Below are 13,169 nucleotides of genomic sequence, written 5' to 3'. Positions count from 1 at the left end.
TATTTGCCATGGAACGCTCGACCATCGTCCGAGTGCATGAAGGTTTGCACGCCCGTCCCGCGACGCGATTCGTGAAGCTCGCCAAGGGCTTCGAATCCGACGTCGAACTGGTCAAGGACGGCAAGGCGGTCAGCGCCAAGAGTTCGGTCAAGCTGATGCTGCTGGCGGTCAAGGAGAACCAGGAAGTCACGGTGCGGGCGAATGGCGCCGATGCCATCGAGGCGCTCGAGGCGCTGATCGGCTATCTCGAGAATCCGCGGGCCGGCCTCGACGATGAAGCGGAAGCGCAGAGCCCGGCGAACGATGCCGGGCAGGAAGCGGCACCCGCGCCCGGATTCGTGCCGGCGGCTCCTGACGGGGCAAACCGCTTGCGTGGCGTGGCCGCCAGCGAAGGTTTCGCCATCGGCCCGGCCTTTGCGCATTTCCCACCCGATATCGCCGGACAGGGCCGCATGTTGCGGGCCGAGGAGGTCGAAGGCGAGATCGACAGGTTCCGCACGGCTGTCGGCGCGGTCCAGGCCCGCATGGATCATGCGTTGGCGCAGGACAGCCTGTCGGCTGGAGACCGCGGCATCGTCGCGGCGCTGCGCGATATCGCCGCCGACGACAGCCTGACCGGCGAGGCCGAGGGCCTGATCAAGGGCGGCAATGACGCGGTCTCCGCCGTCATCACCGCCGCATCCAACATTGCCGCCGAATTCAGCGCGGTCGACGATCACTATCTCAACGCGCGGGCGGATGACGTTCATGCGGTCGGACGGCAGATCTGCCTCGTGTTGCTGGGCCAAGACGATATCAGCCTCGAAAACATCCCCGAAGGCGCTATACTGATCGCCGACGACATCGGCGCCTGGGATCTGGCACGCGCGCCGCTGAAGCGTATCGGCGGTGTGGTGTGCGGCCATGGCGGCGCCACCTCGCACATCGCCATCATCGCGCGCTCGCACGGCATTCCGGCCGTGCTCGGCCTTGGCGGCCAGATCAATGCCTTGCGCACCGCGCGAGAGGTCGCGCTCGACGGCAATGCCGGCCATGTGATCATCGACCCCGACGCGGCGACCCGCGCCGATTTCGCCGGCCGCGTCGAAGCGGCGGCAAAGGAGCGCGCCGGACTGACCATCTTCAAGACGGTGACGCCGAAGCTTGCCGACGGCAGGATCATCGAGATCGCGGCCAATATCGGCTCACTTGAGGAAATCGAAGCGGCGCAAGAGGCTGGCGCCATGGGCATCGGCCTGTTCCGCACCGAGCTTCTGTTCATGCGCCATATGCATCTGCCCTCGGAAGACATGCAGGCCGAGACCTATGCGGCGCTGGCCAAGGCTTTTGCGCCTTATCCGGTCATTGTGCGCACGCTCGACATCGGCGGTGACAAGCCGATTGCCGGCATCGAATTTCCCGACGAGGAAAACCCCTTCCTCGGCTGGCGCGGCATCCGCATGTGTCTCGACCGGCCCGACATCTTCAAGCGCCAACTGCGGGCGCTGCTGCGGGCCGCCGTGCACGGCAACATCAAGGTGATGCTGCCGATGGTGTCCGACCTCTCGGAGGTCAGGCAGACGCGCGTGCTGGTTGACGAATGCACGGCCGAGCTGAAAGCCGAAGGCGTGCCGCACGCATCATTCGATCTCGGCGTCATGATCGAAACCCCGGCCGCCGTGCTGATCGCTCCGGCGCTGGCCAAGGAGGTCGCTTTCTTCTCGATCGGAACCAACGATCTGACCCAGTACATCATGGCCGCCGACCGGCTCAATCCGACCGTCGCCAAGCTCAACGATGTCACCAATCCAGCCGTCATGTCGGCGATCGAAATGACGGCAAAAGCCGGCGTCGCCGCCGGTATCATGGTCGGCATGTGCGGTGAGGCGGCCGGCCGTCCCGATCTCATTGCGACCTTCGTGAAGATGGGACTGACCGAACTCTCGATGAGCCCGGCTTCCATCCAGCGCGCCAAGAAAGCGATCATGGCCATGGCCGCTGAAGGCTAGCCCAGACCGGCTAATTACGGCAGATGGGCAAGCAAGGTGGCGAACACCGGTGTCAGTTCAGCGATCGGGTTTGCCTTGGCGCAGGCCTGAACGATGCGGTCGTGGCGAATATCCGCCGCCAATATCGCGATCTCCAGCATATCCGGCTCCGGCGCACCGTCGCTGCCGGTGGTCGCCAGGCCGCAGGCCAAAGCGAGCGGCGCCAGGCAGCTTATGTCGAGCGCCCGGCCGGCAATCGCGGCCGGCGTTTCCGGCACGGTCTCGGCAAAGCGAACCGGACGCTGGCTGAGGCACTCGACCAGCAGCGCCGAACAGATCGCCGCGATTGCCTGCAGTCCGGCGCCTGGCGTGGCCAAGGCGGCCAGGAGGTCGCCATGCCGCTTGCGCATCGTGGCATGGACGGCCGCGAAATCGGCTTCGTGGATGCGGGCATTGTCGATGTTCAGGCCGGCAAGCACCGCCTTGGTCAGATAATACATATCGCGCCGGAACAGGCGCTCGGCGCTCAGCTGGCAGTCCTCGTTGCCGATCGGGAAATAGGTGCCGAGGCCCTTTACCGTCGTGCCGTCCACCTTGATCGGGCGCTCATGCGGGACGAAAGCTTCAGCGATCGACAACGCCTCGTCGACGGCACTGGCGGCATGGCTGAGCAGGCCTTCGATGCCCTTGCCCGGAAACGGCGGCAGATGGCTGGTTGCTTCGCGCAGGATGCTGGCATCGCCGCTGCCGTCATGGCGGCTCTGGCGGATGATTTCGCGGACTTCCCGCAACCGGTCCTTCAGATTGACGCGGACATCTTCGGAGATTTGTCGGAGCATCGCGGATCGCCTTGAAATTTGCTGCGGATAGCCGCCAAGCGGGGCAGCCGCCACTCTCTACATTGTTCCTATCGATTGGTAGATCAATAGGCGATACTAGACCAGCATGCAGAATCGGCGGCAGAGCGCTCGTCCGTCGCCGCAGGGGGAGAGACAGACTTGGGCAGACGACGACAGGGCGAAAGCGAAGACGGTCGAGGCGAGGCAACCGAGCAGGTCGCCAGCGAAAGCCGAACGGATCGCCTCAGGATTCGCGCCGCCTGGATGTATTTCGTCGAACAGATGACGCAGAACGAGATCGCCGACGTGCTCGGCGTCGGTCGCGTCACCATCGTGCGCATGCTGGCGGATGCCCGGGCGCGCAACGAAGTGAAGATCACCATCGAGAGCGAATTGTCAGAAATTGTGCGGCTTGAGCGCGCGCTGGAGAAGACGTTCGGGCTGCAGCAGGCGCTGGTGGCGCCGCTTTCGGCACCCAATGCCGATCCGATACCAGCGATCAGCGCCAAGACCGGCAGTTTCCTGTCGGACACGATGAAGTCCGGCATGCGGGTCGGCGTCGGCTGGGGGCAGACGCTGTTCTCGAGCCTGCCCTTCATCAGCGCCAAGTCGCTCACCGATTTCAAGGTGATTTCGCTGCTTGGCGGTGTCGGCGTCGTGCGCCGGGTAAACCCAGCCGAGTTCGCCTGGCGCTTCGCTCAGATATTCCAGGGCGACGGCTATCTGATGCCGACACCAGCCGTCGTCGACAGCGTCGAGACCAAGATCGCACTGATCGAGCGCTGCGGCCTGCAGGAGATTTTCGAAATGGCCGACGTGCTTGATGCCGTTCTGCTGAGCGTCGGCGGGATTGCCTCGGCCACCACCTTCTCTCGGGGCGGCTTTCTCAAGGAGGCGGATCGGGAGGCCCTGCTTGCGCGAGGCGCCGTGGGTGACCTCCTGTTCCATTTCTTCGACCGCAACGGCGATCTGGTCGATCATCCCGTCAACAGCCACGTGATGTCGGTGGATGTCGACCGTCTGCGCAAGGCGCCGATCCGTATCCTCACCTCCGGTGGCGAGGAGAAAACCGAAGCGCTGCTCGGCGCCATGACCCTCATCGCCCCAACCATCCTGATCACCGACGAGGAGAGCGCGCGGCGCATGCTGGAGGCGGTCAGCGGAAGCTGAAACTGTCCGTGATGTAGTCCGGCCAGGCCTGCTGTTCGTCGAAAACAGCGGCGAGATCCGGTGTGTCCGCCAGTATTCCGCTCAGCACCAGCGCGGTGGCGATGCCGGCGCTGTTTCCCCCCGATATATCGTGTTCGACGCTGTCGCCGACACAGACCACGGTGCCAGGGTCCGGCTCGCCGGCCAGCGCCAGCGCGGCGTCGAAAATCGCCTTGTCGGGCTTGCCGATGCGGGTAACGCTGCCGCCCAGGCTTTCATAGAGATCGGCCAGACGGCCGGCGCCGAAGCGAGGGCCAACGGCCGTCAGCATGATGATGTCGGGATTGGTGCAGAAACACGGCACCCGCCGCTCTGCAGCCGGCGCGAACAGCCTGCGATAATGGTCGAGGTCAAAGCGGTCACCCTCGCTGGCCGCGATCAGCACCAGTTCGGCCTCATCGCCGGACCCGGTCAGCACAAAAGGCAGGCCCTCGATCGCGGAGCGGTCAGCTTCACGGCTGATCAGCAGGCATTTTGTCCCTGGGCGCAGCTTCCCCGACGCCGCCATGTCCGTGAAGGATCGCCACGCCACCTCGCCGGAAGAAACGAAATGATCCCAGCTTCCCTGTTCGAAGCCGAGTTTTATGAGCCGGCTTTCATTGGGTTGCGCCCGCCTGCCGGAGTTCGAAACCAGCACCACGGTCTTGCCGGCACGCTTCAGCGCCGACAGCGCTGCCACCGCGCCCGGATAGGGCCGTGTGCCGTCATGCAGCACGCCGAACTGGTCGAGCAGGAACACGTCGTAGCGCTCCGCCAGCGGCCCGATGCCGTCGAGACGTTCGATCGTTTTGGTGCTCATAGGAGTCCTGCCCGGCTTGCACCCATCAGCGCCAGTCGCGCCGTGCCGGCGGCGGCCTCGTCGGAAAGCGCGGGCAGGAAATCGACGCCGAGCCTGCGTCGCCGGATTGCCGTCCAGGCCGGGTTCGCCGCCCCGCCTCCGACGCTCCTGACCGATATCAGCGCGGGCGCGCCGAGTTCGGCAAGCCTGCCATAGCCGAGCGCCTCGATTGCGGCGATGCCTTCGAACATCGCTTTCAGATAATCGGCGTCGTCCGCCGGCCGGGGCGCAAGGCGAGGCGGCAGCGCCGGATCGGCGATCGGAAATCGTTCGCCCGTGGCGGGAAGCGGATAGTAATCGAGGCCGGTGTCTGTCTCCGGGTCGATTTTTGCGCTGAGTTCGATGATACGAGCGAGCGGAAAATGCTGAGCCAGCACCTTGCCGCCGGAATTCGACGCACCGCCTGCCAGCCAGGCGTTGCCGAGCCGGTGGCTGTAGATGCCGAAGCGCGGCGCCGAAATCGGCCGGTCGGACAGGATCTTGATGGTCAGCGAGGATCCCAGCGCGGTCACGCCGTCGCCGATCGCGGCGGCACCGGTCGCCAGGAACGAGGCGCAGCCATCCGTGGTGCCGGCGACGACCGCCACATCGCGCGGCAAGCCGAACAGTTCCCCGGCTTCCGCGGTGAGGGCGCCGGTGACTTCGCCCGGTTCGACCACGCGCGGCAGCAACTCAATGCGCATTCCGGTCGCCGCGATCCATTCCGGCCAGCGGCGGGCCTCGACATCATAGCCTGTCTTCAGGGCATTGTTCTCGTCGCTGACGTCGAAGTGGCCGGAGAAGTTTCCGGCAATCCAGTCGGCCTGATGCAGCACCGCCGCAATGCCCGGCAGATGCTGGAAGCGCAGGGCCTTGGCGAGGCCGGATGTCGCTCCGTGCGCTGCGCTTGCAGCCGGTGCGGTGCGGGCGATCGCGGCCAGGATGTCGTCGTCATCGACCTTGTCGTTGTACATCAGCGGTTCGGCCAATGGCCGCCCGGCGGCGTCGACCGGCAGCAGTGTGCCGGAGGTGCCGTCGATGGCGATGGCGCGGACCGCCGTGCGGTCGATGCCGGAAAGCAGCTCCGTCAGCACCGTCTTGACCGCTTGCCACCACGCCGTGGGAGCTCGCCCATCGCTGCCAAACCTGTCGAGTGGGACGGCCGCGTGCCCGGCTATGGAAAAATCCGGGCGCATGGCGACGGCGCGCGCACCCGATGTGCCGATGTCGATGCCGATGACAAGTGGCATCATGCCCATGCTAGCCGCCAGCCGCGTTGAGCTTCTGGCGATATTGCTCGGCGTCCCAGTTGACCAGTTCGTCATTCTCGGAAGCGGTGAGATAGTTCAGCCGCGCGGCGATGTCGATGCGCGCCGTCACGTCGGCGAGGCAGCGTTGCATGGCATCGGCGCCGGCACTCGCATCGCCGCGCATCAGCACGCCTGCGCCGGGAAACAGGATCGCCGCAGGCGACGTGTCCAGTCGTGCAATGACATCGGCCACCGCCTCGCCTGGTTTCGCCACGACGGAGCCCTGGCCGAGGAAGATGACGTGGTCCGGATAGAGGCTGCCGGCCTGCGCCATGCGGCGGCTCTCAGGGTCGAGCGCAACCGCATGCGCTTCGACATCGGCCGGCAATCTGTAGCCGCTGGCGCCGGCAAGCGCCGCCAAGGCGGCAAGGTCGGGTGCGGCGGTCGCGCGCGTCGGCCGGGCCAGCAATGACCTGATACGGCGCAGCAGAAGCTCCGCCCCGGCGACGGTTTCGGCGGCGACGACCAGCCCGTGATTGCCAAGGATCAGCACGTCGACACCAGGCCGCAGTTTCTCGGCGATGCCGCGTGCAAGCGGCAGGCCGGGCCGGAAATAGGGCACATAGGCCCATTCGATGCCATCGAGCCGCCTGGCGACCTCGGCCTCGCCATCGGCCTGCACGGCAAGCGAGATGGTGTCGACGCAATGGACATGCAGAACGACGCGCTGCGGCATCAGGGCGTGCACCGTGGTCTCGATCGACGGCCGCAGGCCGCGCGGGTTGAGCGCTGCAATGGTGAAACCCTGCGGCTGGTCGGCGGCGCGATCGCGCTGCTCGACGGCTCTCAGCAGCGGCGCCATCGCCACCGGCACCATGATGTCATCGACGAGCGCGTCCTTCAGCCAGGTGCCGGAGGCCTTGATCCACAGTGTGTCGCCGGCTTTCAGCGAGGTGTTACCGCCTGCCGCCTGGGTCAGGTGCGGGCTCTGCCCGATGCTGGCCGAAAGCGCCCGCAAGGCCGCCAGTTCCTGCGCGTCAGCTTGGGTCGCCATGGCGCTTTTCCTCCAACGGCTCGGCCGTGTCCTGCGCGAAATCCCGTTGCCGGGGTCGAATTGGCGCTGATATCGCAGATGCGAGTGATCTACGTCAATAGTGATATACTATCATCAAAACGCGCTTGCAATCTGGCTAATGTTGAGTAAGTTGCACCAACTGCCATGGAAAATGGCATCCGGGAGGAAAGAATTGAGCGACTCCGGCCGCCAGCGTCAGATCGTCGAACTGCTGCGGGATCGTCCGTTCGCTTCGGTGCGCGAGCTGCAGGAACGGCTTGGCGTTTCGGCCGCGACGGTCAGGCGCGATATCGACAGGATCGACGAAGCCGGCGAAGCGCGGAAGGTCTATGGCGGCATCTCGGCACTCGACGGCGCTTCTCAGGCCGGTGTCGCCTACGCCCGGCCCTATGACGAGAACCGCGACCTCGCGGTCGAGGCCAAGCGGCAGATCGCCGCTCTGGCGGCGACCATGGTGCGCGACGGCGACGCCGTCATCGTGCATGGCGGCTCGACCTGCTTCCATCTCGGGGTCAAGCTCGCCGAGCGCAACATCCGCCTCTACACCAACTCGATGCCGCTGGCGGCCTATCTCAGCGATCACGGCCATTGCAGCCTGACGGTTGCCGGCGGTGATCTGCATCGCGAACCCGGCATCATCCATTCGCTCACCCAGGCCGTGCCCTTCTACGCCTCCAAATTCTTTCTCGGCGCGCAAGGCCTTGGCCAGGAAGGCGTGATGGAATCGCACCCGCTGCTGGTACGCTCGATCGTCGATCTCAGCCTCTGCGCCGACCAGATCGTGGTGCTGGCCGACAGCCGCAAACTGTCGATCCACGCGCGCAATGTCGCGCTGCCGCTTTCGCGCATCGGCACGCTGGTCACCGACGACGGTCTCTCCGACGCCGATGCGCGCATGCTGGAGGACGCCGGCGTCATGGTGCGGATAGCCTCGGGAGCCATCCAGTGAAGGTGGCTGTCCTCGATTTCGGCAAGACCAATTCGAAGCTGTTCGTCTTCAGCCAGGACGGGCGGATCATCGACGAGCGCCGGACCCAGCCGAAATGGGTGCGCCAAGGCGGCTTCAGCGTGCTCGACGAGGCGGCCCTCCACCATTGGGCGCTCAGCGCCGTTGCCGATGCGGTCGACGGTCATGGAGTGGAAGGGGTCATGGTGTCGGGCCATGGCTGCACCTTTGCCTTGGTCGACGAGGCGGCGCTGACGCATCCGATCCTCGATTACGAGCAAGAGCCGCCGGCCGAGATTGCCGCGCGGATCGATCGCCGCATTCCTGACTTTTCCGAGACGTTCTCGCCGCGGCTGCCGCTCGGCTTCAACTACGGCCGCCACATGCTGTGGCTGCAGGAGGTCGATCCGGACGCGTTCGCTGCGTCGAAATCAATCCTCGGCTATCCGCAATACTGGAGCTGGCGCCTTGGCGGGCGGGCGGTCTCGGAAGTGTCCTATCTCGGCTGCCATTCGCATCTGTGGGCGCCGCGCAGCCAAGACTTTTCCTCGCTGGTCGACGCGCAGGGCTGGCGTGACCGGATGCCTGCCTTCGAGCGCGCCGGCACCGTTATCGGCGAGCAGCGCCTCGGCGCTGCGGTGATCGCCATCCACAACGGCGTCCATGACTCGAATGCGGCGCTGCATGCCTATCGCCGGCAGGAGCTTGGCCCGGTCACCGTCGTTTCGACCGGCACCTGGGTCATCGTGCTCAATCCGGACTGCCCGCTCGACGCACTCGACCGGGATCGCGACATGCTGGTCAACGTCGATGTCGGCGGCGGCCCAGTGCCGACCATCCGCTTCATGGGCGGGCGCGAATTCGCAACAATCAGCGCCGGCTGGCAAGGCGAGATCGCCGGCCCAGTGGTGCAGCGGGTGATCGATGCCGGCATCATGGCGCTGCCGAGCTTCGCGCCGGGCGGGCCGATGGCGGGGCATTCCGGCCGACTGGTCGGGCGCACGCCCGATGCCGAGGAACGCGCGGCCGCGGCGCTGCTCTATGTCGCGCTGATGGTCGATCTCTGCCTCGACCTCATCCTTTCGAACAACACGGTGATCGTCGATGGCGGGCTGAACACAGGCGGTGTGCTCGCCGGCCTGCTGGCGCAGTTGCGTCCCGGCCAGGCTTTCCTGCAGGGCGCCACGCTGGAGGGCAGCGCCACCGGTGCCGCGGCGCTCGCCTTCGAGAGCGTCGGGCGCGAATTCGCCGCCGAAGTTCCGGAGCCGGTGCGCACGTCGCGTTTCAGCGGATTGGCAGGCTATCGCAGCAATTGGCGTGACGCCACCATGGACCGCGGCGTCGCTGATGCGGCAGTGGGAGGCGCGCGATGAGTGCGATTGCCAGGGCCGAGACGGCGCGCCAGCCGGTGCTGGAGATGCGGCACATCTCCAAGACGTTCGGCGCCATCCGTGCCCTGCACGATGTCTCGCTCAGCGTCCACGCCGGCGAGCTGCACGCCTTGATGGGCGAAAACGGCGCCGGCAAGTCGACATTGATGAAAGTGCTTTCAGGCGCCTATCGGCCGGATGCCGGCGGCGAGATCCTGATCGACGGCATGCCGGCCGCGACCGGCGATCCGATCAAGGCGCGCGCCAGCGGCGTCGCGGTGATCTATCAGGAGCTGTCGCTGGCGCCCAATCTGACGGTGGCGCAAAACATCTTCCTCGGCAACGAGCCGCGACGCTTCGGCATCGTCGACCGCGACCAGTGCACCCGGCGCGCCAGGGAGATCATCGCGCGTCTGGGCGTCTCCTTTTCGGCCCGCGACATGGTCTCCAGCCTGTCGCTCGGCGAGCGCCAATTGGTCGAGATCGCCCGCGCGCTGTCGACCAATGCGCGCATCATCGTCATGGACGAGCCGACCACGTCGCTGACCTCGCGCGAGACCGACCGGCTGTTCGAGGTCATCGCGACGCTGAAATCGCAAGGCATCGCCATCATATACATCAGTCACCGCATGGAAGAGGTCTACCAGCTTGCCGATCGCGTCAGTGTGCTGCGCGACAGCGGCTATGTCGGTACGCTCGAGCGTGCCGACCTCAGCGCCTCGCGCCTGGTGTCGATGATGGTCGGCCGCGATCTGTCGGCTTTCTACAAGAAGGATCATCGGCCGCCGGACGAAGAGCGCGCGGTGGCGCTCTCGGTGCGTGGCATGTCCGACGGCCGTCTCCTGAAAGACTGTTCGTTCGACCTGCACAAGGGCGAGGTGCTGGCGCTGGCGGGTCTGGTCGGCTCCGGCCGTACCGAGCTTGCGCGGCTGATCTTCGGCGCCGACAGGCGCGTGTCAGGCACGCTGGAACTCGACGGCAAAACGATCTCCATCGGCTCGCCGCGCGAGGCGCTCGATGCCGGCATCGCCTATCTGACCGAGGACCGCAAGGAACTCGGCCTGTTCCTCGACATGTCGATTTCCGACAACATCAGCATGGGCGTGCTGGCGCGGGATTCGCACGCCGGCGGCTTGCGCGACTTCGCGGCCGCCGAAAGGCGCGCTTCCAAGGCCGTTGCCGATCTCTCCATCCGCACCAGTTCGGTGCAGGCCAATGCCGGCTCGCTGTCCGGAGGCAACCAGCAGAAGGTGCTGCTCGCCCGCCTGCTCGAGACCGAGCCGAAGGTCGTCATCCTGGACGAGCCGACCCGCGGCGTCGATGTCGGGGCGAAATCGGAAATCTACCGGCTGATCGACAATCTCGCCAAACAGGGCATCGCCATCCTGATGATCTCCAGCGAACTGCCCGAGGTGATCGGCGTCGCCGACCGCGTGCTGGTGATGCGCGACGGTACGATATCGGGCGAGGTGACGGCATCACAAGGCGAACCGCTGAGCCAGGAGAAAATCATGGAACTTGCAACGGGAGCGGCTCAGCAATGACCGACAAGGCGACCGAGATCAGCGCAGGCGGCCAGGCCACCGGCACAAGCCGACGGTTGCGCACGGCTTTCGCTGCCCTCGGCATGCTGCCGGTGCTGATCCTGCTGGCGGCCGGCTTCCAGTTCCTGAACCCGCGCTTCCTGACCGAGACCAACCTCTTGATCGTCACCCAGCAGTCGTCGATCAACATCGTGTTGGCGGCCGGCATGACCTTCGTCATCCTGACCGGCGGTATCGACCTGTCCGTCGGCGCCATCCTCGCCGCATCGGCGATGGTGGCGGTGATGGTGTCGCTGGTGCCGGACTGGGGCTTGCTCGGCGTGCCGGCGGCCATTCTGGTCGGCCTCGGCTTCGGCCTCATCAACGGGCTGCTCATCGCCTACATCAAGCTGCCGCCCTTCATCGTCACGCTGGGTTCGCTGACCGCGGTGCGCGGTGTCGCCCGCCTGCTCGGCCAGGACACCACGGTGTTCAATTCGGACCTGCCGTTCGATTTCATCGGCAACGGTTCGCTGTTCGGCATTCCGTGGCTGGTCATCATCGCGCTGTCGGTGGTTGTGCTGTCCTGGCTGGTGCTCAAGCGCACCGTGCTCGGCACCTGGATCTATGCCGTCGGCGGCAATGCCGAAGCGGCGCGGCTGACCGGTATCAAGGTGCCGCTGGTGCTGCTCTTCGTCTATGGCGTTTCCGGCCTGCTGGCCGGTCTTGGCGGCGCCATGTCGGCGGCCCGGCTCTACGCAGCCAACGGCCTGCAGCTCGGGCAATCCTACGAACTCGACGCCATTGCTGCGGTCATCCTCGGCGGCACCAGCTTCGTCGGCGGCGTCGGCTCGATCTGGGGTACGCTGATCGGCGGCCTGATCATCGCGGTGCTCTCCAATGGGCTCATCTTGGCCGGTGTCTCCGACATCTGGCAGTACATCATCAAGGGATTGGTCATCATCGTGGCGGTCGCCCTCGACCGCTACAGGCTCCAGGCAGGAGCAAGAACGTGATTGACCTTAGTCGCCGGCGTCAACGACCGGTTTGTGTAACGCACCGTGAGAGGCGCGGGGCAATCGGAGGAAAGCAATGAAGACCATCGCCAAACTGCTCTGCGGCGTCGCACTCGCGTCGCTCGCCATCGCGCCTGCTACGGCCAAGGACCTCAACAAGGTCGGTATCTCGGTCGGCCTGCTCGGCAATCCCTTCTTCGTCGCCACCATCAAGGGCATCGAGGACGCGGCCAAGAAGATCAACCCGAAGGTCGAGGTGACCTCGGTATCGGCCGACTATGACCTCAACAAGCAGGTCTCGCAGGTCGATTCGTTCATCGCCGCCGGCGTCGACGTGATCATGCTCAATGCCGTCGACGCCAAGGCGATCGCGCCGGCGGTGAAGAAGGCACAGGCTGCGGGTATCGTCGTTGCCGCCTTCGACGTTTCGGCGCCGGGCGCCGACGTCACCGTGATGACCAACAACGTCAAGGCCGGCGAAGAGGCCTGCCAGTACCTGGTCGACCACACCGGCGGCAAGGGCGACTACGTCATCCTCAACGGACCGGCATCGTCCTCGATCCTGGAGCGGGTGAAGGGCTGCAAGAACGTGCTGGCGCAGCATCCCGACATCAAGATCCTCTCCGACGACCAGAATGCCGAAGGCTCGCGCGACGGCGGCCTGAAGGTGTTCCAGTCGCTGCTCACCCGCTTCGACAAGATCGATGCGGTGTTTGCCATCAATGACCCGACGGCGATCGGCGCCCAGCTTGCGGCCAAGCAGCTCAACCGTTCGGAATTCATCTTCACCGCCGTCGACGGCGCGCCCGATATCGAGAAGGAGCTCTCCTCCGGCACCTCGATGATCAAGGCTTCGGCCTCGCAGGACCCTTACGTGATGGCCGGCCAGTCGCTGACGATGGCGGCCGAACTGCTGGCCGGCAAGAAGCCGGCGGAGCCGACCGTGCTGCTCGACCCGAAGCTGATCACGGCCGAGAACCTGAAGGACTACAAGGGCTGGACCGCGGCCCGCTAAGAGCCTGTTTGGAAATTCTACTCTGTCGGCCATCTGATGGCGTTTTCTGCGCTTCCGTTGCTCACGGACCAAAAGTCCGCTGCGCTACGGTTCTCGAAACCACCACCATATGACTCGCCAGAGCGAATTTCGAAACAGTCTC

The 13,169-nt window shown here is 65.5% G+C and carries 11 protein-coding genes; 7 read left to right on the top strand and 4 right to left on the bottom strand.

The features are described from left to right. Window positions 1–8 precede the first annotated feature (8 nt). The gene (gene ptsP / locus EOB49_RS23345; protein ID WP_127382354.1) at window positions 9–1,988 is read left to right on the top strand and encodes a phosphoenolpyruvate--protein phosphotransferase; all 1,980 of its coding nucleotides are present in this window, start codon (window positions 9–11) and stop codon (window positions 1,986–1,988) included. 14 nt (window positions 1,989–2,002) lie between these two features. On the opposite strand, the gene EOB49_RS23340 is transcribed toward ptsP, so the two are convergent. Then, window positions 2,003–2,806, bottom strand: coding sequence for a hypothetical protein (locus EOB49_RS23340; RefSeq protein ID WP_127382353.1), 804 nt, complete (start codon window positions 2,804–2,806; stop codon window positions 2,003–2,005). 159 nt (window positions 2,807–2,965) lie between these two features. On the opposite strand from EOB49_RS23340, the gene EOB49_RS23335 reads away from it, so the two are divergent. After that, window positions 2,966–3,976: a sugar-binding transcriptional regulator gene (locus EOB49_RS23335; RefSeq protein WP_127269653.1), complete on the top strand. Its 1,011-nt coding sequence runs from the start codon at window positions 2,966–2,968 to the stop codon at window positions 3,974–3,976. Here the strand turns inward: EOB49_RS23335 and EOB49_RS23330 are convergent. The 3 genes from EOB49_RS23330 to EOB49_RS23320 are packed head-to-tail and all read right to left on the bottom strand — an operon-like array spanning window position 3,963 to window position 7,136. After that, a complete protein-coding gene (locus EOB49_RS23330) occupies window positions 3,963–4,814 on the bottom strand; it encodes a TIGR01459 family HAD-type hydrolase (protein WP_127382352.1) in 852 nt (283 codons plus the stop codon). The two genes, EOB49_RS23335 and EOB49_RS23330, sit on opposite strands and share 14 nt — an antisense overlap. Then, window positions 4,811–6,085 (bottom strand): FGGY-family carbohydrate kinase, encoded by a 1,275-nt coding sequence (locus EOB49_RS23325; protein ID WP_164781779.1) that lies wholly within the window; start codon window positions 6,083–6,085, stop codon window positions 4,811–4,813. The genes EOB49_RS23330 and EOB49_RS23325 overlap by 4 nt, the downstream gene beginning before the upstream one ends. 7 nt (window positions 6,086–6,092) lie before the next feature. Continuing rightward, the gene (locus EOB49_RS23320) at window positions 6,093–7,136 is read right to left on the bottom strand and encodes a class II aldolase/adducin family protein (protein WP_127382350.1); all 1,044 of its coding nucleotides are present in this window, start codon (window positions 7,134–7,136) and stop codon (window positions 6,093–6,095) included. A gap of 193 nt (window positions 7,137–7,329) precedes the next feature. Here EOB49_RS23320 and EOB49_RS23315 point away from each other — a divergent pair, with 193 nt between their 5' ends. From EOB49_RS23315 to EOB49_RS23295, 5 genes are all read left to right on the top strand, one after another. Beyond that, window positions 7,330–8,106: a DeoR/GlpR family DNA-binding transcription regulator gene (locus tag EOB49_RS23315; RefSeq protein ID WP_127266683.1), complete on the top strand. Its 777-nt coding sequence runs from the start codon at window positions 7,330–7,332 to the stop codon at window positions 8,104–8,106. After that, the gene (locus EOB49_RS23310) at window positions 8,103–9,476 is read left to right on the top strand and encodes a carbohydrate kinase (protein ID WP_127382349.1); all 1,374 of its coding nucleotides are present in this window, start codon (window positions 8,103–8,105) and stop codon (window positions 9,474–9,476) included. The genes EOB49_RS23315 and EOB49_RS23310 overlap by 4 nt, the downstream gene beginning before the upstream one ends. Further along, a complete protein-coding gene (locus EOB49_RS23305) occupies window positions 9,473–11,017 on the top strand; it encodes a sugar ABC transporter ATP-binding protein (RefSeq protein ID WP_127382348.1) in 1,545 nt (514 codons plus the stop codon). The genes EOB49_RS23310 and EOB49_RS23305 overlap by 4 nt, the downstream gene beginning before the upstream one ends. Further along, the gene (locus EOB49_RS23300) at window positions 11,014–12,012 is read left to right on the top strand and encodes a ribose ABC transporter permease (protein ID WP_127266680.1); all 999 of its coding nucleotides are present in this window, start codon (window positions 11,014–11,016) and stop codon (window positions 12,010–12,012) included. The genes EOB49_RS23305 and EOB49_RS23300 overlap by 4 nt, the downstream gene beginning before the upstream one ends. Before the next feature lie 76 nt (window positions 12,013–12,088). After that, window positions 12,089–13,027 (top strand): ABC transporter substrate-binding protein, encoded by a 939-nt coding sequence (locus tag EOB49_RS23295; protein WP_127329989.1) that lies wholly within the window; start codon window positions 12,089–12,091, stop codon window positions 13,025–13,027. Window positions 13,028–13,169 lie beyond the last annotated feature (142 nt).

This window comes from Mesorhizobium sp. M7A.F.Ca.MR.148.00.0.0 (assembly GCF_003997735.1).
Taxonomy (GTDB): Bacteria; Pseudomonadota; Alphaproteobacteria; order Rhizobiales; family Rhizobiaceae; genus Mesorhizobium.
This window is presented reverse-complemented; position numbering and strand designations above follow the sequence as displayed.